The following is a 25,807-nucleotide window of genomic DNA, read 5'->3' on the forward strand; positions in this document are numbered from 1 at the left end:
TGAGAGAGTAGGGGGAAGAAAGGGAAGGGGAGATGCGCCAGCGGATGCCTGCGCGTTCCAGCCGTTCCGGATAGGTGGTCCAGGTGTAGGCGCCCGCAGGGTCGCCGCCGGTGAGCTTGTTGTAGGTGTTGCCCATGGCGGGGCCGTGGCCGCGTCCGGCGCCGTCGTTGGTGCCGGTCCACAGGAACAGCCGGTTGACGTTGGTGCCGCCGGTGAACGAGCAATGGTAGGCGTCGCAGACGGTGAAGGCGCGCGCCAGCGCGTACTGGAAGGGCAGGTCCGCCTCCGCGTAGTACGCCATCGAGTGATTCTTCTTGGCCGCCGGCCAGAAGCCCATGCGGCCGTCGTCCCAGGCCTGCTGGGCGTTGGACCAGGTGTGCGGCGTGCTGGCGATGCGCATGGCCTCGAAGGCCGCGCGCGTGTCCAGGCGGAACGGCAGCACGGTGCGCGGGCCGCCGTCAGTGCTGTCGTTGTACTGCGACCAGACGCTGCGGCGTTCGTGTTCGGGGCTGGCGGGAACCGGAATGGGAAAGCGGTCGCCGAAGCCGCGCACGCCGGCCAGGCCGCCGAAATAGTGGTCGAACGAGCGGTTCTCCTGCATGAGGACCACGATGTGTTCGACGTCGCGCAGCGTGCCGCTGCGCCGGTCGGGTTCGATCGCCAGCGCCCGTCGGATGGCTGCTGGAAACAGGCCGAGCGCGCCGGCGGCGCCCGCGAGCGCGGCGCCGGTGCGCAGGAAGTCGCGTCTGTTCGACATGAAGCCTCCCAGCGGGCGCCGTCGCCCGCGGCGGATGTGGGGTATCAGCGCTTGCGCGTGCCTTCCGCGTAGTCCATGTAGAGCTTGTGGGCGCGGCGCGCCAGCGGGCCGTATTCCAGCGCGCGGCCTTCGACGCGGTTGACGTGCACCACCTTGCCGTAGTTGCCCGAGGAGAACACCTCGTCGGCCGATTCCACATCGGCGCGCGTCAGGCTGCGCTCCTGCACTTCGACGCCGTCGGCCTTGAGCAGCGCCAGCACGCGGCGGCGCGTGATGCCGTTCAGGAAAGTGCCGTTGTCGGCCGGCGTGCTGACCACGCCGTTCTTGGCGATCCACAGGTTGCTGGTGGCGAACTCGGCGATGTTGCCGTCGCCGTCCAGCATGATGGCGTTGTCGAAGCCACGGTTGGCCGCGTCGCGGATGGCGCGCTGGCCGTTCGGGTACAGGCAGGAGGCCTTGGCGTCGGTGGGCGCCATGTTGGACCAGGAGCGCGCGAAGCTGGAGAAGCAGGCCGAGAAGCCCTGTTCGCCGGGCATCGGCACCTTGAACACATGCAGCACGAACTGGGTGCGGTCGGCGTCAGGCAGCAGGAAGCCGTCGGCGCAGTAGAACATCGGCTTGATGTACAGCTCGGTGCCTTCGGGGAACTTGGCGACGGCCTGCAGGCACAGGTCCTGGATCGCTTCCCAGCCGAGCTGCGGCTTCATCAGCATCTTCTCGGCCGAGCGCACCACGCGCTGGCAGTGCAGGTCCAGGTCGGGCGTCAGGCCGCGGAACGCGCGCGCGCCGTCGAACACCATGCTGGCCATCCAGAAGGCATGGTCGGCCGGGCCGAGCAGCTTGGGGTTATCGGTGGTCCATTGACCGTCGTGCCAGTAAACGGCATCCATGTGTCTCTTCCTTGGTTGCGAATCAGGGGGCGCGTGCCGCGCCGAATCGTGAGGATACATGAGACGGCGCGGCCGGGCCGAGCGGCGCGGCCGGCTGGCGGGTTGCATGCAGCGGTTGCCGCGACGCAAAAAAACCGGGGCCGCGAATCGCGGCCCCGGTTTCCTGGACGAAATGACGGACGGGGTCAGGCGCGCGCGGCGCGGCGGCGTTCGGCAAACGCCGCCAGCTCGCCCACGATGCCGCGACGGAAAGCCAGCACGCAGATCACGAAGATCAGGCCGATCACGATGGTGACCGACTCGCCCAGTCGCAGGAACCAGTCCACGCCGGTCAGCTTGGCCAGGGCCTGGCCGAAGTCGCCGACCTTGTTCTCCAGCAGCACGACGATGAAGGCGCCCAGGATCGGGCCGGTCAGCGTTCCCAGCCCGCCGATCAGCGTCATCAGGATGACCAGGCCCGACATCTGCCAGGTCGCGTCGGACAGCGTCGCCGACACGAACACCAGCGTCTTGGTGGCGCCGGCCAGGCCGGCGATGGCGGCCGACAGCACGAAGGCCAGCAGCTTGAAGCGGTCCACGTCGTAGCCCAGCGAGACCGCGCGCGGCTCGTTCTCGCGCAGCGCCTGCAACACCTGGCCGAAGGGCGAGTGCACCGTGCGCCAGATGATGTAGAAGCCGATGATGAAGATGCCCATCACCACGTAGTACAGGTTCAGGTCCTTGGACAGGTCCAGCATGCCCAGCAGGGTGCCGCGCGGCACGCTTTGCAGGCCGTCCTCGCCGCCGGTGAACTTGGCCTGCAGGAAGAAGAAGAACACCATCTGCGCCAGCGCCAGCGTGATCATGGCGAAGTAGATGCCGCTGCGGCGGATGGCCAGCGCGCCCATCGCCAGGCCCAGCAGGGCGGCCACGCCCACGCCGAACAGCAGGCCCAGCTCGGTGGGCAGGCCCCAGACCTTGAGCGCATGGCCCGCCGCGTAGGCGGCGCTGCCCAGGAAGGCCGCATGGCCGAAGGACAAGAGGCCGGTGAAGCCCAGCAGCAGGTTGAACGCGCAGGCGAAGAGCGCATAGCACATGACCTTCATGGCGAAGATCGGATACACGCCGACGAAGGGAAGTATGGCCACCACGATGGCCAGCGCCGCATAGCCCAGGAATTGACGATTCATTTTTCTTTTCCGAACAGCCCGGCCGGGCGGATCAACAGAACGATGGCCATGATGATGAAGACGACCGTGCTGGACGCCTCGGGCCAGAACACCTTGGTCAGGCCTTCGACCACGCCCAGGCCCAGGCCGGTGACGATGGCGCCCATGATGGAGCCCATGCCGCCGATCACCACCACCGCGAACACGACGATGATCAGGTTCGAGCCCATCAGCGGGGAAATCTGCAGGACCGGCGCGGCCAGCACGCCGGCGAAGCCCGCCAGCGCCACGCCGAAGCCGTAGGTCAGCGTGATCATGCGCGGCACGTTCACGCCGAAGGCCTCGACCAGGCGCGGGTTCTCGGTGCCGGCGCGCAGCAGCGCGCCCAGGCGGGTGCGTTCGATCACGAACCAGGTCGCCAGGCACACCACCAGCGAGGCCACCACCACCCAGCCGCGATAGTTGGGCAGGATCATGAAGCCGAGGTTGGTGGCGCCGCGCAGGGCGTCAGGCGTGGGGTAGGGTTGGCCCGACACGCCGTAGAAGCTGCGGAACAGGCCTTCGATGAGCAGGGTCAGGCCGAAGGTCAGCAGCAGGCCGTACAGGTGGTCGAGCTTGTACAGGTGCTTGAGCAGCAGTTTTTCGATGATGATGCCGAACAGGCCGACCACCAGCGGCGCCAGCAGCAGCATGATCCAGTAGTTCAACCCCAGGTACGACAGGCCCATCCAGGCGACGAAGGCGCCCAGCATGTAGAGCGCGCCGTGCGCGAAGTTGATGACGTTCAGCAGCCCGAAGATAACGGCCAGGCCGAGCGAGAGCATGGCATAGAAGGATCCATTGACCAGGCCCAGCAATAGCTGGCCGAATAAGGCCTGTATGGGGATGCCGAAAATGTCAGTCATCTTGTGAAAGTCCTGCGCGTACAGATGGAGGCGAGCAAATCCAAGAAGCGACCCGGCCGGATGGGCCAGGTCGCCTCATGAGGGCGTTGAACAGGGGTTACTTCTTGACCAGCTTGCAGGTCGATTCGGACAGCTTGGTATAGACCTCGTCGCCGGGCAGCGTGGCCACGACCTTGTAGTAGTCCCAAGGCGCCTTGGACTCGGCGGGCGTCTTTACCTGCATCAGGTACATGTCGTGGATCATGCGGCCGTCTTCGCGCACATAGCCGCCCTGGGCGAAGAAGTCGTTGATCTTGTTCGACTTCATCCACTTCATCACGGTGTCGCCGTCGTCCGAGCCGGTGGCCTTGACCGCGTTCAGGTAGAAGGTCAGGGCGGAGTAGTCGCCCGCCTGCAGCATGGACGGCTTGCGGCCGACCTTGGCTTCGAACTTCTTGGACCAGGCGCGCGAGGCGTCGGATTGGTCCCAGTACCAGCCGTCGGTCAGGTACATGCCCTGCGTGGCCTGCAGGCCCAGCGAGTGCACGTCGTTGATGAACACCAGCAGGCCGGCCATCTTCATGGTCTTGGTCACGCCGAATTCATTGGCGGCCTTGACCGAGTTGATGAAATCGCCGCCCGCGTTGGCCAGACCCAGGATCTGAGCCTTGGAGGCCTGGGCCTGCAGCAGGAAGGAGGAGAAGTCCGACGAGCCCAGCGGCGCGCGCACCTGGCCCTTCACATCGCCGCCCACGGCCTTGACCACGGCCATCGTGTCGCGTTCCAGCGCGTGGCCGAAGGCGTAGTCGGCCGTCAGGAAGAACCAGCTCTTGCCGCCGTCCTTCACCACCGCCGAGCCGGTGCCGCGCGCCAGCGCCACGGTGTCGTAGGCGTAGTGCACGGTGTAGGGCGAGCACTGGGCATTGGTCAGGTCCGAGGCGCCCGCGCCGATGGCGATGAAGGGCTTTTTCTTCTCGGCGGCCACGCCGGCCATGGCCAGGCTGGTCGACGAGTTGGTGCCGGCGATGATGACGTCCACCTTCTGCTCGTCGAACCACTCGCGCACGCGCGCCGAGGCCACGTCGGCCTTGTTCTGGTGGTCGGCCGAGACGACCTCGATCTTCTTGCCGTTGATCGAGCCGCCGGCGTCTTCGATCGCCATGCGCACGGCCTCCAGGCCGCCCTTGCCGTCGATGTCCGAATACACGCCGGACATGTCGGTGATGAAGCCGACGCGGATGACGTCGTCCGAGATGCCTTGCGCCTGGGCGGTGGCCCCGGCAAATCCCAGGCCGGCAGCGGCCAGTGCGGCAGTGATGGTGTGCAGCTTCATGGGATGACTCCTCTTCCCTTCGGTGTGTGGCGCCGGGGATTCCGGCGAAGACAAGCTGTTTGTTCTAGACGCCCAGCAGTTCGTTGAGCGTGTCTTGTTTTTCTGCGAGTTCCGCGGCTTCGAAGTGTTCGACGATCTGGCCGTGTTCCATGACGTAGAAGCGGTCGGCCAGCGGCGCGGCGAAGCGGAAGTTCTGTTCCACCATCACGATGGTATAGCCGCGCTGCTTCAGCGCCGTGATCATGCGGGCCAGGGCCTGCACGATGACCGGCGCCAGGCCTTCGGAGATCTCGTCCAGCAGCAGCAGGTTGGCGCCGGTGCGCAGGATGCGCGCCACCGCCAGCATCTGCTGTTCGCCGCCCGACAGGCGGGTGCCCGGCGAGTGCCTGCGTTCCAGCAGGTTGGGGAACATGTCGTAGATCTCGGCCAGCGACATGCCGCCGCCCAGCGAACCGACCACCGGGGGCAGCAGCAGGTTTTCCTCGCAGGACAGGCTGGCGAAGATGCCGCGTTCCTCGGGGCAGTAGCCCACGCCCAGGTGGGCGATCTTGTAGGTGGGCAGGTCGATGGCCTCGGTGCCGTGGATGCGGACCGAGCCCTTGCGCGAGCCGGTCAGGCCGAGGATGGCCCGCAGCGTGGTGGTGCGCCCGGCGCCATTGCGTCCGAGCAGCGTAACGACCTCGCCCTGTCCCACGCGCATATCCACGCCGTGCAGGATGTGCGATTCCCCGTACCAGGCCTGCAGGCCCGAAATTTCGAGTGCCGGGGTGCTCATGCATGTGCTCCTTGCAATTCGCCTTCGGTGGTGCCCATGTAGGCTTGCATCACGGCGGGATGGCGGGAGACTTCGGCATACGAGCCTTCCGCCAGCACCGATCCGCGCGCCAGCACGGTGATGGTGTCGGCGATCGACGACACCACGTTCATATTGTGTTCGACCATCAGGATGGTGCGGCCCGCGCTGACGCGCTTGATCAGCTGGGTGACGCGGTCCACGTCCTCGTGGCCCATGCCCTGGGTGGGTTCGTCCAGCAGCATCAGCTCGGGCTCCATCGCCAACGTGGTGGCGATTTCCAGCGCGCGCTTGCGGCCGTAGGGCAGGTTCACCGTGGTTTCATCGGCGAAGGCGCCTAGGTCCACCTGTTCGAGCAGCTCGCGCGCCGGCGCGTTCAGCGAGGCCAGCTGCTTGTCGCTGCGCCAGAAGTGGAACGACAGGCCTGTCTTGCGCTGCAGGCCGATGCGCACGTTCTCCAATACGGTCAGGTGCGGAAACACCGCCGAGATCTGGAACGAGCGGATCACGCCGCGCCGCGCGATCTGCGCGGGACGTTCGCCGGTGATGTCGACGCCGTTGAACTTGATGGTTCCCGACGTGGGGGAAAGGAACTTCGTCAGCAGATTGAAGCATGTGGTCTTGCCCGCGCCGTTCGGCCCGATCAAGGCATGAATCTCGCCCCGCTTGATACGCAAATCGACCCCATTGACCGCGACGAAGCCGCGGAACTCCTTGGTGAGGCCTTTTGTCTCCAGGATCGTGTCGTCCATGTCGCTGCACCAGCGTTGTATTTATAAGAGTGCCATCCGCCGCGTTGCGCCGGAGCCCCGCAGGGCCGAGAAAGCCGCGTGTAAATTCAACGTTTTCTCGAGAGTTGCGGCGAGTATGCGCACCTATTTCTCAAAATTCCATGAGGGTTTTTCATAGGTTTTGCAGTGCGGAAAGCTGAATTGTCAGGTAGCTGACAATGCGCGATTTCTAAAGGGCGAAAACGCGGCAAACGCGCGTAGCGCATCGCAACAAATCTGTCTTGATCGTCATCAAACTGACAAATATGCCGAGCCAGGGAAAACCCGGTTCGAGAACTGAACCGGGGCGGCCGGAAACGGCCTGGACGAGCGCCGGTTAATGCCGGCGGCTTATCAAGCGGGCGTTTTCGGCTTGTATTCGCAGAGGTCGGAAATGCCGCATTGCGGGCATTTCGGCTTGCGTGCCACGCACACATAGCGGCCGAGCAGAATCAGCCAGTGGTGGGCGTTGAGCATATATTCGGCCGGCACGAACTTCTCGAGTTTCCTCTCGACTTCCAGCACGTTTTTTCCAGGCGCGATGCCGGTGCGGTTGGACACGCGGAATATATGCGTGTCCACCGCCATGGTGTGTTCGCCGAATGCGGTGTTGAGCACCACGTTGGCGGTCTTGCGGCCCACGCCGGGCAGCGCTTCGAGTTCCTCGCGCGTGCGCGGCACTTCGCCGCCATGCTGCTCGAGCAGGATGCGGCAGGTGGCGATGGCGTTCTTGGCCTTGGTGCGGAACAGGCCGATGGTCTTGATGTAGTCGGCCAGGCCTTCCTCGCCCAGCGCCAGCATCGCCGCGGGCGTGCCGTGCCCGGGGAAGAACTTGCGCGTGGCGATGTTGACCGACTTGTCCGTCGCCTGGGCCGACAGCAGCACGGCGATCAGCAGCTGGAACGGCGTGTCGTATTCCAGCTCGGTGGTCGGGTTCGGATTGGCCGCCTGCAGGCGGGCGAAGATCTCTCGGCGTTTGGCGGCGTTCATGGGCGCGGGGCGTTGCGGCGGGCCCGGGCGCGGGCCAGCGCGGATTCGATGGCGGAGCGTTTGCGGTCTTCGTCCTGTTCGGCCGTCGCGGTGTCGCGCGGCGCGGGAGCATCGGGGATCTCGGCGGCCATCAGGCGCGCGTTGTCCGCCGCCAGACGCGCCAGGCGCGCCTGGTGGCCGCGATGGCGCTGGCGGCTGATGTCGGCGTCTTCGGCGGTCCAGCCGCGTCCTGCCGGCACCATGTCGATGCAATCGACCGGACAGGGCGCCACGCACAGATCGCAGCCGGTGCACCAGTCGGCCAGCACCGTGTGCATGCGCTTGTTGGCGCCGACGATGGCGTCCACCGGACAGGCCTGGATGCAGAGCGTGCAGCCGATGCAATGCGCTTCGTCGATGCGCGCCACCAGCAGCGGGCCGGGATGGCCGCGCGTCAGGTCCAGCGGCAGGATCGGCTGCTCCAGCAGAGCGGCCAGCGCGGCGATGCCTTCGTCGCCGCCGGGCGGGCAGCGGTTGATGGGGGCTACGCCGGCGGCGATGGCGTCGGCGTAGGGCCGGCAGCCGTCATGGCCGCACTTGGTGCATTGCGTCTGCGGCAATAGCGCGTCGATGCGGTCGGCGAGCGGGGGACAGGACATGGCGATTCGGTAGAAAACAAAAGGGGCCGCGCGGGCCCCGTGGACTTACGGTACGGCTGGAAGGCGGCGGGGGATGAGGACTGCGCCTCGTCCGGCCCGCGCGCGATCGCGGCGGGTGCCGCGCTTCAGGCCGATTGCCGGATGAATTCGGCGATTTTAGGACAGATCATCTCGCGCCAGCGGCGGCCCGAGAAAATCCCGTAGTGGCCGCAGTTCGGCGCGGTGTAGTGCTGCTTGCGGTCGGCAGGGATGTTCTTGCACAGCTTGATCGCCGCGCGCGTCTGGCCCTGGCCCGAGATGTCATCCAGCTCGCCTTCGATGGTGAAGAGGGCGACCAGCTTGATATCGGCCGGGCGTACCAGGTTGCCGTCCACTTCCCAGGTGCCGTTGGGCAGCTGGACTTCCTGGAACACCATGCGGATCGTGTCCAGGTAGAACTCGGCCGGCATGTCCAGCACGGCGTTGTATTCGTCGTAGAAGCGGCGGTGCGCCTCGGCGTCGCTGTCGTCGCCGCGCAGCAGGTCCAGGTAGAAGTCGTAGTGCGACTTCATGTGGCGATCGGGATTCATGGCCATGAACCCGGCGTGCTGCAGGAAGCCCGGATAGACCTTGCGGCCAGATCCCGGATAGCGCGGCGGCACGGGGTGGATGACCTGGTTCTCGAACCACGAATAGGGCTTGGTCGTGGCCAGGCGATTGACCTGCGTGGGCGACTGGCGCGGGTCGATGGGGCCGCCCATCATCACCATGCTGCGCGGCTGGCAGGGATCGTTGGCCGAGGCCATCAGCGACACGGCGGCCAGCACCGGCACGGTGGGCTGGCACACGGAAATGACGTGCACGTCCGGGCCCAGGTGGCGGATGAAGTCCTGCACGTAGCGCACGTAGTCGTTCAGGTGGAACGGGCCGGCCGACAGCGGCACCATGCGCGCGTCGATCCAGTCGGTCACGTAGACGTCGTGGGCGGGCAGCAGGGCGCGCACGGTGTCGCGCAGCAGCGTGGCGTGGTGGCCCGACAGCGGCGCCACCAGCAGGACCTTCGGGTCTTTCTGCGAGGCGTGCCGCACGTCGCGGTGGAAGTGCACCAGGCGACAGAAGGGCTTGTCCAGGGCCACGGCCTCGGTGATGCGGACGGACTTGCCGTCGATCTCGGTGGCGGGCAGGCCCCAGGCGGGTTTCTGGTATTCCTTGCCGATGCGGGTCATCAGCTCATAGCCGGCGGCCAGCTGACGCGAGATCGGGGTATAGGCAAGGGGACTGTAGGGGCTGGAGAACAGCTGGGAACCGGCATCCGTGAATGCAGCGAACGGAGTCAGGAAGGCGCGCTGCATTTCGTGCAATTGGTACAGCATTTCGAGATGTCCTTCTGGGGTCGTGCGTGTGTCCCGATTATTGCGCCGGGAAGTAAGTGTATTTCGAACTGATCTAAAAGAATTTGCCGGAAGGGACTGATTTTGTTGCTAAAAAGCGACTCGTCATATCTTTCACGCCAGTTTATGGCGGATTTTATGCGATGGCGTGATGCCGGATGGCGTATCCGGGGTCGGACGGAGTATGTAGGCGCGGCGGCGCCCGGCGGATACATCGGCTACGGCAATCGGTGGACTGCCGGGACCCGGGGCTGGCGCGGCACGCGGCTGCTGGCACACAATGGCGCATCACTGGCTTTGAGGAGCTGGGCATGCCCGTACAGCAGCATATGGAACAGGCCGCGCTGGCCGACCTGCGACCCACGCAGATGACGGTGGGCGCGGCAGAGGTGGCGGTCAAGCGCTCGCAGTGGGCGCAACTCAAGCCCAAGGCGCGCGACAAGCTTCTGCAAAGCCACTGGTTTCCCGCCGTGCGCGGGCCGCGCGGACGCTTCTATATCGTCGATCACCATCATCTGGGCCAGGCGCTGACCCATGAAAAGGTGCAGAACGTCTGGGTGATGCAGCTGGCCGACTTCAGCGGCGTCGAGACCGACCTGTTCTGGCGGCTCATGGAGTTCCATCACTGGGCGCATCCCTACGATGAAAAAGGCCGGCGCCACGATTTCGCGGCCATTCCCAGGCGCCTGACGCAATTGAAGGACGATCCTTACCGCAGCCTGGCCGGCGAGGTGCGCAAGGCGGGTGGCTATGCCAAGGACTCCGCGCCGTTCACCGAATTCCTGTGGGCGGACTTCTTTCGGCCGTACTTCGGCAAAGGCGAGTTGGGCCATGTCGATGGCCAGGGCCTGCCGCAGGCCTGCGTCGTGTCGGCGGTGGCGCTGGCGCGCAGCGCCAAGGCGCGCTTTCTGCCGGGCTGGTCCGGCGTGGATGCGCCCGCCGCTCCCCGGGGCTGACATGCGCCTGCCGATGCCCGCCGGGGCCGACTGGGTGGCCGGGCTGTCCATCGCGGGCTTGCTGCTGCCCGAGGCCGTGGCCTATGCCGGCATAGCCGGCGTGCCGCCGCAGGCCGGCGTGATGGCGCTGTTCGCGGGCCTGCTGGTCTATGGGCTGCTGGGCAGCAGCCGTTTCGCGATCGTCTCGTCCACATCGTCGTCGGCCGCGGTGCTGGCGGCGGCCACGGCTTCGGTGCTGCATGTGAGCGACGACCTGCGCCATCTGATGGGCGTGGCCATGGTGCTGACGGCCGGCGTGATCTTCGTGCTGGCCGGTCTGGCGCGGCTCGGCGCGGTGTCGCAGTTCATCGCCAAGCCGGTGTTGCGCGGCTTTGCGCTGGGACTGGCGCTGACCATCGTCGTCAAGCAGTTGCCGGTGGCGGTGGCCGTGCATCCGGCGCACAGCGATTTCCTGCGCTATGCCTGGGATCTGCTGAGCCAGTGGCGGCTCTGGAACCTGCATGGCCTGGCGATGATGCTGGCGGCGCTGCTGGCGCTGCGCCTGCTCGGGCGCTGGAAGGCGGTGCCGGGCGCCTTGCTGGTGATCGCGGCCGGCATCGTGCTTGATGCGCTGGGCTATTGCCAGGCCTGGGGCATCGCGCCGGTGGGGACGCTGGCCATCGGCGGCAGCCGGCCTGCGCTGCCATCGCTGGCCCTGGCGGACTGGCTGCGCGTGGGTCAACTGGCCATGGCGCTTGCCCTGATCCTGTATGCCGAGTCGTACAGCTCCATCCGCAGTCTGGCGCTGCGCCATGGCGATGCAGTGTCGCCCAACCGCGACCTGGTGGCGCTGGGCGCGGCCAATGCGCTGTCCGCGCTGTTCCAGGGCATGCCGGTGGGGGCCGGGTATTCGGCCAGCTCCGCCAACGAGGTGGCCGGCGCGCGCAGCAAGGCGGCGGGCCTGGTGGCCTGCGCGGTGATTGGCGTGCTGGTGTGGCAGCTGCTGCCATGGATGGAGCGCATTCCCGAGCCGCTGCTCGCGGCCATCGTCATCCATGCCGTGGCCCATACCCTGAGCCCAGCGGCGCTGCGGCCGTACTTCGCCTGGAGGCGCGATCGCCTGGTGGCGCTGGCGGCCTTCGTGGCGGTGATCCTGCTGGGCGTGCTCGATGGCCTGCTGCTGGCCATCGCGGTCAGCATCGCCATGCTGCTCAAGCGTTTTGCCGAGCCGCGCGTGAGCTGGCTCGGCCAATTGCCGCATACACGCGACTACGTCGATACCGCGCGCCATCCCGAAGCCGCCGCGGTGCCGGACGTGTTGATCGCCCGGCCCGAAGCGCCGCTGTTTTTCGGCAACGCCGACGCCATCTTTGCCGCCATTCGCGCGCGCGTCGAGGCGCAACGGGGCGCGGGCCTGCGCGCGGTGGTGCTGAGCATGGAGGAGTCGCCCGACCTGGACGGCACCAGCGTGGAGGCGCTGGCCGATTTTGCCGCGCAGATGCGGCAATGGAACCTGCCGCTGGTGCTGGCCCGGACCAAGGACGCCGTGCGTGAACTGCTGGCGCGCGTGGACATGGCCGCGTTGCCGGCCAGCGCCTATGCTGCGTGGAGCGTGGATGACGCGGTGGCGGCGCTGAACGGCATTGGTGAACCAGGGGCGGCCGACGCGAAGCCGGCCGGCTAGTGTGCTGTCCCGTAGGTACGTCCGCATGACGAAATTCATCCATAGACGTCAGGGCTAGGCGCAAACCGCAGTGATACCCGTAGGTATCGCGAGGATTTGCAACGACGCCATGGCGGCTAGGGGTGGATTTCGTGCGGGCGTATCTGCGGGACAGCACACTAGCCTGTCACCAATAATTTTCCACAGCCAGGTTGCCGGGAATGCCCCGGCGGCCGGGCTTGAAGCCGCGTTCGCCCAGCAGCTTGCGGGCATCGGCCAGCATCGCCGGGTTGCCGCAGAGCATGATCTTGGCGGCTTCCGGGTCCAGCGCCTGGCCGGCGAGCTGCTCCAGGCGGCCGTCGGCGATCAGGGTGGTCAGCCGTTCCTGCGGCATGCCGGGCAGGGCTTCGCGGGTGGCAATGGGCAGGTAGACGAGCTTGCGCGGGTCGGCGGCGAAGTGGCTGGCCAGGTCCGGGCGGCGGGCGAGGCTTTCGATTTCCTCGCGATAGGCCAGCTCTTCGGTGGTACGCACACCGTGCACCAGGACGATGCGGCGGTAGGCGCTCCAGGCCGCGGGATCACGCAGGATGGACAGGTAGGCCGACAGCCCCGTGCCCGAGGCCAGCAGCCACAGGTCGCCGCCGGGCGCGAAGCGTTCCAGCGTCAGGAAGCCATAGGGCGCTTTTTCCACGTACAGCGCATCGCCCGGAACCAGGCGGGCCATGCGGGGACTGAACAGGCCTCCGGGGACCACGATGGAGTAGAACTCCAGCCAGGGCTGGCCGGGCGCCGACACCATCGAATAGGCGCGCCACAGAGTGGGCGGGCCGTCGGGATCATCCGCCGCCGGCAGGCCGACCCGGGCGAACTGGCCGGGCTGGAAATCGTAGGCGTCGTCGCGCGTGACGCGCACCGAGAACAGCTTGCCGGGCACCCAGGTGTGGACGCTGGTGACGGTCTGGCGCGTGTATTTGGAGTCTTCGGTCATCGGGTTACCGCGACGCGGACGGCCGGGCTGGCGCGCCGCGAGGCGCGGACTACTTTTCCAGGTATTGCAGCTTGTCCTGTACGCCGTTCCACTGGTCGGCGTCGGGCAGGGGCTTCTTGGCGCGGCTGATGCTGGCGAACTCGGGCGAGAGTTCGGCGTTCAGCGCGATGAAATTCAGCTGGTCCTGCGGCACGTCTTCTTCGGCGTAGATGGCGTTGGCCGGGCATTCGGGGATGCAGACGGCGCAGTCGATGCATTCGTCCGGGTCGATCACGAGGAAGTTCGGACCCTCACGAAAACAGTCCACCGGGCACACGTCTACGCAATCGGTGTACTTGCACTTGATACAGTTTTCGGTGACTACGTGGGTCATTCTCAGGAACTCCGGGATCGGCGGCGTGTGTTTCGGCTTTATAGGTATTGCCGGGCGGATTTTAACCAATGCCGCGCCATCGCGTCCCGAATACCCGTATTGACATCGTGGCGCAATGGGGGGAGAGCCCTGCGCTCTATGCTATGGTGTGGCGAAACGATACGCGCAATCATGATAATTACCTCGCTGCTCGACACCGACCTGTACAAATTCAGCATGATGCAGGTGGTTTTGCATCATTTTCCCGCTGCCCAGGTCGAGTACCGCTACAAATGCCGCACGCGGGGCGTCGATCTGCACCCGTATCTGGATGAAATCCGCGAGGAAGTGCACCAGCTGTGCCAGCTGCGCTTCACCGAAGACGAATTAAATTATCTGCGCGGCTTGCGTTTCATCAAGAGTGACTTCGTTGATTTCCTCGGGCTGTTCCACATGCCCGAGCGCTGCATCCACATCGCCGAGGGCGACGCGCCCGGCGAGATCAGCATCGAGGTCAAGGGCCCGTGGCTGCACACCATCCTCTTCGAGATCCCGGTGCTGGCCATCGTCAACGAGGTCTTTTTCCGCAACACGCGCAAGAATCCCGACTGGGAAGAAGGCCGCAAGCGGCTGCAGTCCAAGATGCACCTGGTGCTGGACGATCCGGCGCTGGCTGATTTCCGCGTGGCCGAATACGGCACGCGCCGCCGCTTCTCCAAGGTCTGGCACGAGGAAGTCGTGTCCACCATGAAGGCGCAGATGGGGCCGCACTTCGCCGGCACCAGCAACGTGCTGCTGGCCAAGCAGCACGAGGTGCTGCCGCTGGGCACCATGGGTCACGAGTACCTGCAGGCCTGCCAGGCGCTGGGGCCGCGACTGCGCGATTCGCAGGTGTTCGCGCTGGAAGTCTGGGCCAAGGAATACCGCGGCGACCTGGGCATCGCGCTGTCCGATGTCTATGGCATGGATGCCTTCCTGCGCGACTTCGACATGTATTTCTGCAAGCTCTTCGACGGCGCGCGCCATGATTCGGGCGACCCCTTCATCTGGGGCGAGCGCCTGCTCGAGCACTACCGCAAGAACCGCGTCGATCCGCGCGCCAAGACCCTGGTGTTCTCGGATTCGCTGACCTTCCCGCGCGCGATCGAGCTGGCGCGCCAGTTCGCCGGGCGCTGCAAGGTGTCGTTCGGCATCGGCACCAACCTCACCAACGACCTGGGCCACGAGCCGCTGCAGATCGTCATGAAGATGGTCCGCTGCAACGGCCAGCCGGTGGCCAAGGTGTCCGACGCGCCCGAGAAGACCATGTGCGACGATCCCGCCTACCTGGCCTATCTGCGCCAGGTTTTCCAGCTGCCTCCCGCTTGAAACCGGCACGCGGTAAAGTGCCGGTTCGACCGCATTGTTCCACCCATCCACTTGCACATTAGGGGAAATATTCATGAGCAGCATCAAGCGCTTCCACGTCGACAAGCGCCTGTCGGACATGGCCGTGTACAACGGCGTCGCCTACCTGGCTGGCCAGGTGCCCGATGACGCCACCCTGGACATCACCGGCCAGACCGCGCAAGTGCTGGCGACCATCGACCGTCTGCTGGCCGAGGCCGGCACGGACAAGACCAAGATCCTGATGGCCCAGATCTACGTGGCCAACATGAAGGAATTCGACGGCATGAACAAGGCCTGGGACGCCTGGGTCGCCGCCGGCAACTCGCCCCCGCGCGCCACCGTCGAGGCCCGCCTGGCCAATCCCGACTTCAAGGTCGAGATCGTCGTGACCGCCGCCGTTGCCTGATCGCTGATCGGTTCGGCCAGCAAGGCGAAAAGCCCACGCGATGCGTGGGCTTTTTCATTCCGGCATGTTCCCGGAATTGCCTGCGGGCGAGGCGGATGCGGGCCGGTTCAGCCGCCCAGCAGCATCAGTCCGGCCAGCAGTCCGCCCAGTTCTGCGCAGCGCTCCAGATCGGCCGCCGGCACGGTCTTGGGGGCGGCGATCTGCGCCGGCGTCTGCGCGCCCAGGTTCACGATCAGGGCCGGCGCCGCCGCGCGCAGGCGCCAGCCCGTGCAGATGCGTTCGGTCTGCCGCGCCGCCCCCGCGCCGTCGCTGCCCGCGCTGATGGCACAGGCATAGGGCAGGCCCTGGATGCGGTCCAGCGCGCCGTAGTAGCAGCGGTCGAAGAATTCCTTCATTTCCCCGCTCAGGCTGGCCAGGTTCTCGGGCGCGCAGAACAGGAAACCGCCGCTGGCCAGCAGATCGTCCACGCCGGCGTCGGCGGCGCGCTTGAGCGTGACCGCGAAACCGGCCTCGGGCGCCAGCTCGGCGGCGGCCGTCGCGGCGCCGTCGGCCGCCGCCTCGGCCATCTGCCGCGCGGCGCCGGTGCGCGAATGCCAGACGATGAGCAGCGGCTTCATGCCAGCCTCTCCGCCGGATCCTGCCGGTAGTAGGCGCGCAGCATGGCATACCATTCGGGCAGCGCGTCGCGCATGGGCCAGGGGTCGACGAAGAAATGCTCGGAGCTGACGGCGAAGAACTCGGCTTCGTCGGTCGCCGCATAGGGATCCATCGGCAGTTGGCCATACCAGGCGTCGGCGTCCTCGCTTTCCGGATCCATGTCGGGCGGGATGGCTGCCTCGACCGCGTCCAGCGCCGCGATGAAGCGGTCCAGGCTGTCGTCCAGCACGCGGCGCCAGGCGCGCGGCGCGATGTCGGGATGCGCCGCCAGCGAGGGCATGCCGTCGGCGTCGCCGGCCTGCAGGTCCAGCTTGTGCGCGAATTCGTGGATCACCACGTTGAAGCCGCCGTCCGACAACTGCGCGTCTTCCCAGGACAGGATCACCGGGCCGCCGTCCCAGGCCTCGCCGGCCGCGTCCTCGATGTATTCGTGCACCACGCCGTCCTCGTCCTGGCGCGAGCGGGGGATGCGGAAGCCGGAGGGGTAGACGATGATCTCGTCCCAGCCTTCGTAGAGCGAGGGCGTCAGATTCAGGATGGGCAGGCTGGCCTGCGCCGCGATCGACAGGCGCATCGCGTCCGTGACGTCCAGGCCCTGCGCGCCGTTGATCGACTTGCTGGCCAGCAGCCAGGCCGAGCGCGCGAGCAGCTGCGCCCTTTCCTGTTCGTTCAGCGCGGCCAGGAAGGGATGGGCCTCCAGCACCTGGCGCCAGAGTTCGGGTGAGATGCGGGCCTGCATTTCGGCCACGGCGGACGGGCGGGCGCCCCGGCCCTTGAGCCAGCGCAACATGGGCGTCGATTCCTTTGCGTGTGTTTTTCGGGTCTGGGTTGTTTCGATATGCCCGGGGCGCCGGTTTCCGGGCCGCGGTCCCGGGCGCCATTTCAGTGTGGGCAGACGCTAGTGTAGAGTGTCGAAATATTCTGATCGTTCCCCGTAATCCGCCCACTTTCCCGTCATGTCAGTCTCGCCCGTTCCAGACGCGCCTACGCCTTTCGACGCTTCCTGGCGGCAGGAGGCGGGAGACGGCCTGGATGCCGACGGCCTGGCGCTGATCGACCAGGCCGTGGCCTGGGCCGAGCCGCGCTTCGAGGGCCAGCAGGCCCTGACCGGGGAGTCGCTGGCCTCGCACGGGGCCGGCGTGGTCCGCATCCTGGCGGGCATGCACACCGATGCCGCCACCCGCGCGGCGGCCCTGCTGGCCGCCTTGCCCACCGACCTGACCGCGCCCGCGCCGGCGCCGCGCAACGATCCTGTCGCCACCGCGTTTGGCCAGGAAGTGGCGCGGCTGGTGCAGGGCACGCGGGCGCTGCTGCGACTGGGCGTGGTGGCCCGGCACGCCAGCGACGCCGCCGCCGAGAGCGGTTCGCAAAAGGAAATGCAGCGCAAGATGCTGCTGGCCATGGCCGCCGACCTGCGCATCGTGCTGATGCGGCTGGCCTCGCGCCTGCGCACGCTGCGCTGGCACGCCGAAAGCAAGACGCCCTGTTCCGTGGAGTTCGCGCGCGAAACCCTGGATCTGTACGCGCCGCTGGCCAACCGGCTCGGCATCTGGCAGATCAAGTGGGAAATGGAAGATCTGGCGTTCCGCTTCCTGGAGCCCGACCGCTACAAGCAGATCGCGCGCCTGCTGGAAGAGAAGCGGGTCGAGCGCGAAGCCTTCATCGCCGGCGCCATCGAGCGCCTGCAATCGGCGCTGGCCGCCAGCGGCGTGCACGCGGAGGTCAGCGGTCGGCCCAAACATATCTACAGCATCTGGAACAAGATGCGCATCAAGCGCCTGGACTTCGCCCAGATGTACGACCTGCGCGCGTTGCGCGTCATCGTCGACGATGTGCGCGACTGCTATACGGCGCTGGGCATGGTGCACGAGATGTGGACGCCCATCGCCGAGGAATTCGACGACTATATTTCGCGGCCCAAGCCCAATGGCTACCGCTCGCTGCATACGGTGGTGGCCGACCACGACGGCCGGCCCTTCGAGGTGCAGATCCGCACGCGCGAGATGCACCAGTTCGCCGAGTACGGCATGGCCGCGCACTGGCGCTACAAGGAGGCCGGCGCCAAGGGCGGGCAGGTCTCCGCGTCCAGCGAATACGACCGGCAGCTGTCGTGGATGCGCCAGCTGCTGGCCTGGAACAGCGAGGTCGAGGCCGGCGATCAGGCCCCGGTGGCTCCGGCCGCGCCGGAACCGGCCAAGCCGGCGACGCGCGGCGCGGGCAAGGCGCGTCATGCAGCCGCCGAACCGGCCCAGAGCGATGAGCGCATCTACGTGATGACGCCCCAGGCGCGCGTGATCGAGCTGCCTGCCGGCGCCACGCCGGTGGACTTCGCCTATCACCTGCACACGGACCTGGGGCATCGCTGCCGCGGCGCGCGCGTCGATGGCCAGATGGTGCCGCTGCAGACCAGGTTGTCCACGGGGCAGACGGTCGAGATCATCTCGGCCAAGTCCGGCGGTCCGTCGCGCGACTGGCTCAACCCGCAGCTGGGCTTCCTGGCCAGTCCGCGCGCCCGCTCCAAGGTCCGCATGTGGTTCAACGCCATCGAACTGCAGCAGCGCATCACGCAGGGGCAGGCGCTGGTCGAAAAGGAACTGCAGCGCCTGGGCAAGACCGCCGTCAACCTGGAGCAGCTGGCCCAGAATCTGGGCTTTGCCCGCGCCGACGACCTGTATGTGGCGGCGGCCAAGGAAGAATTCAGCCTGCGGCAGATCGACGGGCTGTTCCAGCAACCCGCGCCGGCCGCCGAGCACGTGCCCGCGGCCCTGCGCGGCGCCAGCGCCGAGAGCGCCGAGAAAAGCGGCAAGAGCGGCGTGCTGGTGGTGGGCGTCGGTTCGCTGCTGACGCAGCTGGCGCGCTGCTGCCGTCCCGCGCCGCCGGACGCCATCGCCGGCTTTGTCACTCGAGGCCGAGGCGTGTCCATCCATCGCCGCGATTGCCACAGCTACCTGGCGCTGGCCGAGCGCGAGCCCGAGCGAGTTATCGAGGTGGCCTGGGGCGAGACCTCGGACACGTTCTATCCGGTGGACATCAGCGTGCGCGCGCACGACCGTTCCGGCCTGCTGCGCGACCTGTCGGAAGTGTTCGCGCGGCTGCGCCTGAACGTGGTGGGCGTGAACACGCAGAGCCGGCAGTCGCTGGCGCACATGGTGTTCACGGTGGAAGTGCGCGGCGGCGAATCGCTGACCCGCGCGCTGGATGCCCTGGCCGAGGTCCAGGGCGTGTCGTCGGCCGTCAGGCGCTGAGCGGCCGGTCCCGCCGCCCGGCAAGGACGGCGGGAGGACGCCGCGGGCGCGGCGTCGGGCAGATCCTAGTGGTCCAGGCTGTCGTGCGCGCGGTCGCGCATGAAGAACGAGGCCACCAGGCCGAGCGCCACGCCGAACATGACGTAGTAGGCCGGGGCCATGGGCGAGCCGGTGGACTTGATCAGCCAGGTGACGATGAACTGGGCGAAGCCGCCGAAGATCATCACCGCCACGTTATAGGCCAGCGACAGGCCGACCGAGCGCACGCGCGCCGGGAACAGCTCGGCCATGACCGTGCTGAACACGCCGAAGAAGGCCGACACGAAGAAGCACACCACCACCTGCACGGTCAGCAGGCGCGAGATGGACGGCGCGTCCGTCAGCCATGCGTACAGCGGGTACAGCACCAGCAGGTAGCCGATCAGCGAGCCGATCACGATCGGGCGGCGGCCGACGCGGTCGGACCAGGCGCCCATGAACGGCGTCAGCAGCACCATCAGCCCGGCGCCGACCATCTGCACCAGGAAGGTCTGGTTCAGCGGCAGCTTCAGGATCTGGGTCGAATAGGTCACCAGATACGTGAAGGTGATGTAGATGGACACCGTGGCCGTGACCACGAGGCCCACGCCGATCAGCGTCTCGCGGGTGTGGGTCAGCAGCATCTGGCCCAGGCTCAGGCGCTGGACCATGCCGCGCGCGGCGGCCTGGCGGTCCTCTTCCTTCATCTGCTTGAAGGCGTCGGTTTCGTCGATGTTGCGGCGGATATAGATGGCGATGGGCACGATCACCAGGCCAAACGCGAAGGGCAGGCGCCAGGCCCAGGCGGCGATCTGTTCCTGGGTGAAGAACTCGGTGATCAGCGTGCCGCAGGCCGCGCCGATCAGCAGCGCCAGCATCTGGCCGGCCATCTGCCAGGAGCCGTAGAAGCCGCGCTTGCCCTTGGGGGCCATTTCGATCAGCAGGGCGGTGGACGTGCCGAACTCGCCGCCGGCCGAGAAGCCCTGCAGCAGGCGCGCGATCAGGATGAAGATGGGGGCCAGAATGCCGGCCGCGTGGTAGGTCGGGGCCACCGTGATCAGGGCGATGGATACCGCCATCAGCGAGGTGACCATCACCATGGCGGCCTTGCGGCCCTTCTTGTCGCCGTACAGGCCGAGGATGATGCCGCCGACCGGGCGCATGAAGAAGCCGACGCCGAAGATGGCGGTGGTCATCAGGATGGCGTTCAGCTCGCTGCCGGGCACGCTGGGGTCGGTGGGGAAGAACAGCTTCGAGATGATCGGCGTCATGAACGCGAACACCAGGAAGTCGTACCATTCGAGGGCATTGCCTATGACTGCGGCCACGATGTTGCGCGTGGGGACTGCTTTGTGCTGCACGGTTTCTCCTTGGGGGTGTATTGCACTGCGGGCGGTATTCTAGATCGTTCACTCTTTAAGGATCGCCGCCCGCGTCCGGCACGTGGGCGCGCGCTGGCTTTAAACTCTGTTCTTTTACACCTCAAGAGAACAGACACATGAACGCGCGCACCTGGCTGGAAACGCTGGTCGGCTTCGACACCACCAGCCGCAATTCCAATCTCGCCCTGATCGAAACCGTCCGCGATTGGCTGCGCGGCCTGGGCGTGGAGGCCTGGCTGGCGCACAATCCCGAACGCACCAAGGCGAACCTGTTCGCCACGCTGCCCGCGCAGGACGGCAACCAGCAGGGCGGTATCGTGCTGTCGGGCCACACCGACGTGGTGCCGGTGGACGGCCAGGACTGGAGCTCGGACCCGTTCAAGCTGATCGAAAAGGACGGCCTGCTCTATGGCCGCGGCAGCTGCGACATGAAGGGCTTCATCGCCGGTTCGCTGGCGCTGGTGCCGGAATTCCTGGCCATGCCGCGCAAGAAACCCATCCATCTGGCGTTCTCCTACGACGAGGAAGTCGGCTGCGCCGGCGCGCCCTACATGCTGGCCGACCTGCACGAACGCGGCATCCGCCCCGAAGGCTGCGTGGTGGGCGAGCCCACCGGCATGCAGGTGGTGGTGGCGCACAAGGGCATCAACCTGTTCCGCTGCAAGGTGCACGGCAAGGCGGCGCACTCGTCGCTGACCCCGCGCGGCTGCAACGCCATCGAATACGCCGCCCGCCTGATCTGCCGAATTCGCGACCTGGCCGACAGCTTCAAGGCCAACGGCCCGTACGACCAGTTCTACGACGTGCCGTTCTCGACCATGACCACCAACCAGATCCGCGGCGGCATCGCGGTGAACACGATTCCGGAACTGTGCGAGTTCACGTACGAATTCCGCAACCTGCCCGGCATGCGTCCCGACGACATCCAGGCCGAGGTCGAGCGCTATGTGCGCGAAGAGCTGCTGCCGCGCATGCAGGCCGAGTTCGACGGCGCCCGGATCGAGATCGAGACCGGCGCGGCCGCCCCGGCGCTGGAAGCCTCCGAGCAGGCAGCCATCACTCAACTGGTGCGCGCGCTGACCGAGGACCGCGTCACCCGCAAGGTCGCCTATGGCACCGAGGCCGGCCTGTTCCAGGGCATCGGCATTCCCACCGTGGTCTGCGGCCCCGGCCACATCGAACAGGCCCACAAGCCCAATGAGTACGTGGCCCTGGACCAGCTCGCGTCCTGCGAAACCTTCCTGCGCCGCCTGGGCCAGTCCCTCTGACGGTCGCCGGGGCGGCGCCCATGCCGCCCCGCCTGGGCTCGGCTCAGGTAAAATGACGGGTTGCAAACCGGATGGGGACGGGCACTGGCCTGTCGCCGCGCCGGGGGAGAAGCTTGGTGAAACCTTACGATTTTCCGGATGCCAAGGGCCATTTCGGCCCCTATGGCGGCGTTTTCGTGGCGGAAACGCTGATGCACGCGCTCGACGAGCTGCGTGCCGCTTATGACCATTGCCGCGTCGATCCGGCCTTTATCGAAGAGTTCAACTACGAGCTCAAGCATTTCGTCGGCCGGCCCAGCCCGGTCTACCATGCCCGCCGCTGGTCGGACATGCTGGGCGGCGCCCAGATCTGGTTCAAGCGCGAAGACCTGAACCACACCGGCGCGCACAAGGTCAACAACTGCATCGGCCAGGCGCTGCTGGCCAAGCGCATGGGCAAGCCCCGCGTCATCGCCGAGACCGGCGCCGGCCAGCACGGCGTGGCCACGGCCACCGTGGCGGCGCGCTACGGCATGGAATGCGTGGTCTACATGGGCAGCGAGGACGTGCGCCGCCAGGCTTCCAACGTCTACCGCATGAAGCTGCTGGGCGCCACGGTGGTGCCGGTGACTTCCGGTTCGCGCACCCTGAAGGACGCGCTGAACGAAGCCATGCGCGACTGGGTCACCAATATCGAAAACACGTTCTACATCATCGGCACGGTGGCGGGGCCGGACCCCTATCCGCGCATGGTGCGGGACTTCCAGACCGTGATCGGCAACGAATGCCTGGTCCAGATGCCCGAGGCCGCCGGCCGCCAGCCCGACTACGTGGTCGCGGCGGTGGGCGGCGGTTCCAACGCCATGGGCATCTTCCACCCCTACATTCCCCACGAAGACGTGCGCCTGATCGGCGTCGAAGCGGCGGGCGAGGGCCTGGAGACGGGCCGTCACGCCGCCTCGCTGGCAGCCGGCTCCGTGGGCGTGCTGCATGGCAACCGCACCTACGTCATGCAGGATGCCGACGGCCAGGTGCAGGAAACGCATTCAGTCTCGGCCGGCCTGGACTATCCCGGCGTCGGTCCCGAGCACGCCTGGCTCAAGGACAGCGGCCGGGCCGAGTACATCGGCATCTCGGACGAGGAAGCGCTCAAGGCCTTCCACGACTGCTGCCGCATCGAAGGCATCATGCCGGCGCTGGAGTCCTCGCACGCCATCGCGCAGGCCGTGAAGATGGCGCCGTCGCTGCCGCGCGACAAGGTCATCCTGGTCAACCTGTCGGGCCGTGGCGACAAGGACATGCATACCGTCGCCGAACGCGGCGGCATCGAGCTGTGACGCCATGACGACCCGCAACGACCGCATCGCCGCCGCCTTCGCCCGCACCGCCGCCTCCGGCCGGGCTGCGGCGCTGATCCCCTACATCGCCGCAGGCGATCCCTCGCCCGCGGCCACCGTGCCGCTGATGCACGCGCTGGTCGAGGCCGGCGCCGACGTGCTCGAACTGGGCGTGCCGTTTTCCGATCCCATGGCCGACGGCCCGGTGATCCAGCGCGCCGCCGACCGCGCCATCGCGCAGGGCGTGGGCCTGGCCCGCGTGCTGGAGCTGGTGGCCGAGTTTCGCCAGCGCGACACGGCCACGCCCGTTGTGCTGATGGGCTACGCCAATCCCATCGAGCGCATGGGACAGGCCGAATTCGCTCGCCGCGCCGAAGCGGCTGGCGTGGACGGCGTGCTGGTGGTGGACTACCCGCCCGAGGAAGTGGTGGAGTTCGCCGGCATGCTGGACCAGCACGGCATCGCGCCGATCTTCCTGCTGGCGCCCACCTCGACCGAGCCGCGCATCAAGGCCATCGCCAATGTCGCCCGTGGCTACGTCTATTATGTCTCGCTCAAGGGCGTGACCGGCGCGGGTTCCTTGAACACGCAGGACGTGGCTGAACGCTTGGCGCTGATCCGCCGCCACGTCTCCATTCCGGTGGGCGTGGGCTTCGGCATCCGCGACGCCGAAAGCGCCCAGCGCGTGGCGCGTTCCGCCGATGCGGTGGTCATCGGCAGCAAACTGATCGAAACCATGGAGCAGGCGGTGGCCAACGCCCCCGCCGCCCAGCAAACCGACGCCGCAGTCGCCGCCGCCAGCGGCTGGCTGCGCACCATCCGGCAAGCGCTGGATCAAGTAAAACGAGAAAACGCCTCGGCCTGAACGCCGGGCGCGACCTCATACGGGATGAAACATCAATGAGCTGGATCGAAAAACTCCTGCCTCCTCGCATCAATAAAACCAGCGACAGCGGCGCCCGCCGCGTGCCCGAAGGCCTGTGGGTCAAATGCCCCTCGTGCGAGTCGGTGCTGTACAGCGAAGACCTGGCGGCCAACCTGCACGTGTGCCCCAAGTGCGACCATCACATGCGCATCGGCTCCCGCGCCCGCATCGATTCGCTGCTGGACATGGAAGGCCGCGTCGAAATCGGCCAGACCACGCGCTCGGTCGACACGCTGAAGTTCAAGGACACTCGCAAGTATCCCGAACGCCTGCAGGAAGCGACCAAGCAGACCGGTGAAACCGACGCGCTGGTGGTCATGGGCGGCTCGATCCGCGGCGTGCCGGCGACGGTGGCCTGCTTCGAATTCGAATTCATGGGCGGCTCGATGGGGTCGGTGGTGGGCGAGCGCTTCGTGCGCGGCGCCCAGGCCGCGCTCGACAACAAGACCGCCTTCATCTGCGTTGCCGCCTCGGGCGGCGCGCGCATGCAGGAAAGCCTGCTGTCGCTGATGCAGATGGCCAAGACCAACGCCATGTTGACGCGGCTGTCGGCCGCCGGGCTGCCGTTCATCAGCGTGCTGACCGACCCCACCATGGGCGGCGTGTCGGCCAGCTTTGCCTTCATGGGCGACGTGGTGATCGCCGAGCCCAAGGCGCTGATCGGCTTCGCCGGTCCGCGCGTGATCGAGCAGACCGTGCGGGAAAAGCTGCCGGAAGGCTTCCAGCGCGCCGAGTTCCTGCTGCAGAAGGGCGCCATCGACATGGTGGTGGACCGCCGTCAGCTGCGCGAGGAAATCGCGCGTCTGCTGGCGCTGCTGAACAACCAGCCTGCCGACGTGGTGGCGGCGGCCTGAGCGCGGATTCGTCCGCATCTGCGTCAGCAAAAAGCCGGCGGCCTCAGGGCCGCCGGCTTTTTTATTGCTGTTTGCGTTCGGACAGGTTCCGGTCAATAGGTGGATTTTCGGAACAGAGTTTTCCACTGAGAATGTTGCAGCCGTGAGACACAAAAGCAGCCATGCGGCCCGAATTTTGATAATGTTTTGGCAGTTGCTATAAGCATTTTTACAGATTACGGAGTCACCAAATGCAGTTGAACAAGAAGAAAACGCTGGCGAGCCTGGTCGGATTGGTGCTGGCAGGCGCCGCTGCCATGGCGAGCGCGCAATCGGAAGGAACCCAGGGTGGCGTGACTCTGCAGTACGGTGTTGGCGACCACTACAAGCGCTACACGCTGAACTATGAAACGGCTTCGGTCTGGACGCACCAGTTCGGCGGCAACTGGGGACGCCTGGATCTGACGCCGGAATTCGGCGCGTCCTACTGGACGGCCGATGGTTCGCGCACGCCTGGCCACGCCTGGCAATTCAGCGCCATCCCCATGTTCCGCTGGTGGGCCGGCGAGCGCTTCTACCTCGAAGCGGGTATCGGCGCCACGCTGTTCTCGACCACCCGCTTCGCCAACGAGAACATCAGCACGGCCTTCCAATTCGGCGATCACGTCGGCATGGGTTTCCTGCTGACGCCGAACAACCGCATTGGTCTGCGCTATTCGCACTTCTCCAACGCCAGCATCAAGCGCCCGAATCCGGGCCTGGATGCGGTGCAGATCAGCTATACCTACCAGTTCTGATCGAAGCCTGGCGGGAGCTCTCCCGCCTGGGCCGGTCAGCGCCAACCCCGCAGGCAAAGC

General features: G+C 66.7%; 25 protein-coding genes. 10 read left to right on the plus strand and 15 right to left on the minus strand.

Annotated elements, in window-relative coordinates; all coding sequences use genetic code 11:
- The 10 genes from KDH83_RS16410 to phaZ all read right to left on the minus strand — a co-directional run.
- Window positions 1–757 (minus strand): alkaline phosphatase family protein (locus KDH83_RS16410; RefSeq protein ID WP_283093829.1); only part of this gene is annotated, 757 nt, incomplete at its 3' end.
- A 44-nt stretch (window positions 758–801) separates the two neighbouring features.
- Window positions 802–1,647 carry a branched-chain amino acid aminotransferase gene (locus tag KDH83_RS16415; RefSeq protein ID WP_212317797.1) on the minus strand — a complete coding sequence of 282 codons (846 nt, stop codon included), beginning with the start codon at window positions 1,645–1,647 and terminating at the stop codon, window positions 802–804.
- A 185-nt stretch (window positions 1,648–1,832) separates the two neighbouring features.
- Window positions 1,833–2,816, minus strand: a complete 984-nt coding sequence (locus KDH83_RS16420) for a branched-chain amino acid ABC transporter permease (RefSeq protein ID WP_212317799.1) — start codon at window positions 2,814–2,816, stop codon at window positions 1,833–1,835.
- Window positions 2,813–3,700: a branched-chain amino acid ABC transporter permease gene (locus KDH83_RS16425; protein WP_212317801.1), complete on the minus strand. Its 888-nt coding sequence runs from the start codon at window positions 3,698–3,700 to the stop codon at window positions 2,813–2,815. Before KDH83_RS16425 ends, KDH83_RS16420 begins: the two co-directional genes overlap by 4 nt.
- Before the next feature lie 97 nt (window positions 3,701–3,797).
- Window positions 3,798–5,012 carry an ABC transporter substrate-binding protein gene (locus KDH83_RS16430; protein ID WP_212317803.1) on the minus strand — a complete coding sequence of 405 codons (1,215 nt, stop codon included), beginning with the start codon at window positions 5,010–5,012 and terminating at the stop codon, window positions 3,798–3,800.
- 64 nt (window positions 5,013–5,076) lie between these two features.
- On the minus strand, window positions 5,077–5,787 hold the full coding sequence (locus KDH83_RS16435; protein ID WP_212317805.1) for an ABC transporter ATP-binding protein: 711 nt from the start codon (window positions 5,785–5,787) through the stop codon (window positions 5,077–5,079).
- Entirely contained in the window at window positions 5,784–6,557 is a 774-nt protein-coding gene (locus KDH83_RS16440) for an ABC transporter ATP-binding protein (protein ID WP_212317807.1), read from the minus strand. The genes KDH83_RS16435 and KDH83_RS16440 overlap by 4 nt, the downstream gene beginning before the upstream one ends.
- A gap of 372 nt (window positions 6,558–6,929) precedes the next feature.
- Window positions 6,930–7,565, minus strand: a complete 636-nt coding sequence (nth, locus tag KDH83_RS16445) for an endonuclease III (protein WP_212317809.1) — start codon at window positions 7,563–7,565, stop codon at window positions 6,930–6,932.
- Complete coding sequence (rsxB, locus tag KDH83_RS16450) at window positions 7,562–8,209, minus strand: electron transport complex subunit RsxB (RefSeq protein WP_349291637.1); 648 nt, start codon at window positions 8,207–8,209, stop codon at window positions 7,562–7,564. The genes nth and rsxB overlap by 4 nt, the downstream gene beginning before the upstream one ends.
- Window positions 8,210–8,328: 119 nt before the next feature.
- Window positions 8,329–9,555 carry a polyhydroxyalkanoate depolymerase gene (gene phaZ / locus KDH83_RS16455; RefSeq protein WP_212317813.1) on the minus strand — a complete coding sequence of 409 codons (1,227 nt, stop codon included), beginning with the start codon at window positions 9,553–9,555 and terminating at the stop codon, window positions 8,329–8,331.
- A 329-nt stretch (window positions 9,556–9,884) separates the two neighbouring features.
- Here phaZ and KDH83_RS16460 point away from each other — a divergent pair, with 329 nt between their 5' ends.
- On the plus strand, window positions 9,885–10,529 hold the full coding sequence (locus KDH83_RS16460) for a ParB-like protein (RefSeq protein ID WP_212317815.1): 645 nt from the start codon (window positions 9,885–9,887) through the stop codon (window positions 10,527–10,529).
- A 1-nt stretch (window position 10,530) separates the two neighbouring features.
- Entirely contained in the window at window positions 10,531–12,192 is a 1,662-nt protein-coding gene (locus KDH83_RS16465) for a SulP family inorganic anion transporter (RefSeq protein WP_212317817.1), read from the plus strand.
- 166 nt (window positions 12,193–12,358) lie between these two features.
- On the opposite strand, the gene KDH83_RS16470 is transcribed toward KDH83_RS16465, so the two are convergent.
- Both KDH83_RS16470 and fdxA read right to left on the minus strand, forming a co-directional pair.
- Window positions 12,359–13,159, minus strand: coding sequence for a ferredoxin--NADP reductase (locus tag KDH83_RS16470; RefSeq protein ID WP_212317819.1), 801 nt, complete (start codon window positions 13,157–13,159; stop codon window positions 12,359–12,361).
- Between the two features lie 49 nt (window positions 13,160–13,208).
- The gene (gene fdxA / locus KDH83_RS16475; RefSeq protein WP_103273115.1) at window positions 13,209–13,532 is read right to left on the minus strand and encodes a ferredoxin FdxA; all 324 of its coding nucleotides are present in this window, start codon (window positions 13,530–13,532) and stop codon (window positions 13,209–13,211) included.
- A gap of 171 nt (window positions 13,533–13,703) precedes the next feature.
- On the opposite strand from fdxA, the gene pncB reads away from it, so the two are divergent.
- Both pncB and KDH83_RS16485 read left to right on the plus strand, forming a co-directional pair.
- Window positions 13,704–14,879, plus strand: coding sequence for a nicotinate phosphoribosyltransferase (pncB, locus tag KDH83_RS16480; RefSeq protein WP_212317821.1), 1,176 nt, complete (start codon window positions 13,704–13,706; stop codon window positions 14,877–14,879).
- 73 nt (window positions 14,880–14,952) lie between these two features.
- Window positions 14,953–15,306, plus strand: coding sequence for a RidA family protein (locus KDH83_RS16485; protein WP_212317823.1), 354 nt, complete (start codon window positions 14,953–14,955; stop codon window positions 15,304–15,306).
- 107 nt (window positions 15,307–15,413) lie between these two features.
- Here the strand turns inward: KDH83_RS16485 and KDH83_RS16490 are convergent, their stop codons facing one another.
- Complete coding sequence (locus KDH83_RS16490) at window positions 15,414–15,923, minus strand: NAD(P)H-dependent oxidoreductase (protein ID WP_212317825.1); 510 nt, start codon at window positions 15,921–15,923, stop codon at window positions 15,414–15,416.
- Window positions 15,920–16,753, minus strand: a complete 834-nt coding sequence (locus KDH83_RS16495) for a M90 family metallopeptidase (RefSeq protein ID WP_212317827.1) — start codon at window positions 16,751–16,753, stop codon at window positions 15,920–15,922. Before KDH83_RS16495 ends, KDH83_RS16490 begins: the two co-directional genes overlap by 4 nt.
- Before the next feature lie 166 nt (window positions 16,754–16,919).
- Between KDH83_RS16495 and KDH83_RS16500 the strand changes: the two genes are divergently transcribed.
- Window positions 16,920–19,208 (plus strand): bifunctional (p)ppGpp synthetase/guanosine-3',5'-bis(diphosphate) 3'-pyrophosphohydrolase, encoded by a 2,289-nt coding sequence (locus tag KDH83_RS16500; protein ID WP_212317829.1) that lies wholly within the window; start codon window positions 16,920–16,922, stop codon window positions 19,206–19,208.
- Window positions 19,209–19,273: 65 nt separating this feature from the next.
- Here KDH83_RS16500 and KDH83_RS16505 read toward each other — a convergent pair whose 3' ends face one another.
- Window positions 19,274–20,587, minus strand: a complete 1,314-nt coding sequence (locus tag KDH83_RS16505) for an MFS transporter (RefSeq protein WP_212317831.1) — start codon at window positions 20,585–20,587, stop codon at window positions 19,274–19,276.
- Between the two features lie 137 nt (window positions 20,588–20,724).
- Here KDH83_RS16505 and argE point away from each other — a divergent pair, with 137 nt between their 5' ends.
- The 5 genes from argE (at window position 20,725) to KDH83_RS16530 (ending at window position 25,747) form a co-directional block, all read left to right on the plus strand.
- Complete coding sequence (argE, locus tag KDH83_RS16510; protein ID WP_212317833.1) at window positions 20,725–21,876, plus strand: acetylornithine deacetylase; 1,152 nt, start codon at window positions 20,725–20,727, stop codon at window positions 21,874–21,876.
- A 116-nt stretch (window positions 21,877–21,992) separates the two neighbouring features.
- Window positions 21,993–23,192 carry a tryptophan synthase subunit beta gene (gene trpB, locus KDH83_RS16515; protein WP_212317835.1) on the plus strand — a complete coding sequence of 400 codons (1,200 nt, stop codon included), beginning with the start codon at window positions 21,993–21,995 and terminating at the stop codon, window positions 23,190–23,192.
- Window positions 23,193–23,196: 4 nt separating this feature from the next.
- Window positions 23,197–24,057: a tryptophan synthase subunit alpha gene (trpA, locus tag KDH83_RS16520; protein WP_212317837.1), complete on the plus strand. Its 861-nt coding sequence runs from the start codon at window positions 23,197–23,199 to the stop codon at window positions 24,055–24,057.
- Window positions 24,058–24,092: 35 nt separating this feature from the next.
- Window positions 24,093–24,971, plus strand: a complete 879-nt coding sequence (accD, locus tag KDH83_RS16525; protein ID WP_212317839.1) for an acetyl-CoA carboxylase, carboxyltransferase subunit beta — start codon at window positions 24,093–24,095, stop codon at window positions 24,969–24,971.
- Between the two features lie 230 nt (window positions 24,972–25,201).
- Complete coding sequence (locus KDH83_RS16530; RefSeq protein ID WP_212317841.1) at window positions 25,202–25,747, plus strand: acyloxyacyl hydrolase; 546 nt, start codon at window positions 25,202–25,204, stop codon at window positions 25,745–25,747.
- The last annotated feature ends 60 nt before the right edge of the window (window positions 25,748–25,807 follow it).

Origin of the sequence: Achromobacter sp. Marseille-Q0513, assembly GCF_018195695.1 — a bacterium.
In the GTDB taxonomy this organism is placed as follows: Bacteria; Pseudomonadota; Gammaproteobacteria; order Burkholderiales; family Burkholderiaceae_B; genus Achromobacter.

Excerpts from the sequence above, each read along its gene's own strand:
- pncB (WP_212317821.1), top strand. The coding sequence starts at position 13,704 with ATGATAATTACCTCGCTGCTCGACACCGACCTGTACAAATTCAGCATG.
- KDH83_RS16490 (WP_212317825.1), bottom strand. The coding sequence starts at position 15,923 with ATGAAGCCGCTGCTCATCGTCTGGCATTCGCGCACCGGCGCCGCGCGG.
- phaZ (WP_212317813.1), bottom strand. The coding sequence starts at position 9,555 with ATGCTGTACCAATTGCACGAAATGCAGCGCGCCTTCCTGACTCCGTTC.
- KDH83_RS16495 (WP_212317827.1), bottom strand. The coding sequence starts at position 16,753 with ATGTTGCGCTGGCTCAAGGGCCGGGGCGCCCGCCCGTCCGCCGTGGCC.
- KDH83_RS16425 (WP_212317801.1), bottom strand. The coding sequence starts at position 3,700 with ATGACTGACATTTTCGGCATCCCCATACAGGCCTTATTCGGCCAGCTA.
- trpA (WP_212317837.1), top strand. The coding sequence starts at position 23,197 with ATGACGACCCGCAACGACCGCATCGCCGCCGCCTTCGCCCGCACCGCC.
- KDH83_RS16470 (WP_212317819.1), bottom strand. The coding sequence starts at position 13,159 with ATGACCGAAGACTCCAAATACACGCGCCAGACCGTCACCAGCGTCCAC.
- KDH83_RS16465 (WP_212317817.1), top strand. The coding sequence starts at position 10,531 with ATGCGCCTGCCGATGCCCGCCGGGGCCGACTGGGTGGCCGGGCTGTCC.
- argE (WP_212317833.1), top strand. The coding sequence starts at position 20,725 with ATGAACGCGCGCACCTGGCTGGAAACGCTGGTCGGCTTCGACACCACC.
- KDH83_RS16430 (WP_212317803.1), bottom strand. The coding sequence starts at position 5,012 with ATGAAGCTGCACACCATCACTGCCGCACTGGCCGCTGCCGGCCTGGGA.
- KDH83_RS16530 (WP_212317841.1), top strand. The coding sequence starts at position 25,202 with ATGCAGTTGAACAAGAAGAAAACGCTGGCGAGCCTGGTCGGATTGGTG.
- KDH83_RS16420 (WP_212317799.1), bottom strand. The coding sequence starts at position 2,816 with ATGAATCGTCAATTCCTGGGCTATGCGGCGCTGGCCATCGTGGTGGCC.
- nth (WP_212317809.1), bottom strand. The coding sequence starts at position 7,565 with ATGAACGCCGCCAAACGCCGAGAGATCTTCGCCCGCCTGCAGGCGGCC.
- fdxA (WP_103273115.1), bottom strand. The coding sequence starts at position 13,532 with ATGACCCACGTAGTCACCGAAAACTGTATCAAGTGCAAGTACACCGAT.
- KDH83_RS16485 (WP_212317823.1), top strand. The coding sequence starts at position 14,953 with ATGAGCAGCATCAAGCGCTTCCACGTCGACAAGCGCCTGTCGGACATG.
- KDH83_RS16415 (WP_212317797.1), bottom strand. The coding sequence starts at position 1,647 with ATGGATGCCGTTTACTGGCACGACGGTCAATGGACCACCGATAACCCC.
- KDH83_RS16500 (WP_212317829.1), top strand. The coding sequence starts at position 16,920 with ATGTCAGTCTCGCCCGTTCCAGACGCGCCTACGCCTTTCGACGCTTCC.
- KDH83_RS16460 (WP_212317815.1), top strand. The coding sequence starts at position 9,885 with ATGCCCGTACAGCAGCATATGGAACAGGCCGCGCTGGCCGACCTGCGA.
- KDH83_RS16435 (WP_212317805.1), bottom strand. The coding sequence starts at position 5,787 with ATGAGCACCCCGGCACTCGAAATTTCGGGCCTGCAGGCCTGGTACGGG.
- accD (WP_212317839.1), top strand. The coding sequence starts at position 24,093 with ATGAGCTGGATCGAAAAACTCCTGCCTCCTCGCATCAATAAAACCAGC.
- KDH83_RS16440 (WP_212317807.1), bottom strand. The coding sequence starts at position 6,557 with ATGGACGACACGATCCTGGAGACAAAAGGCCTCACCAAGGAGTTCCGC.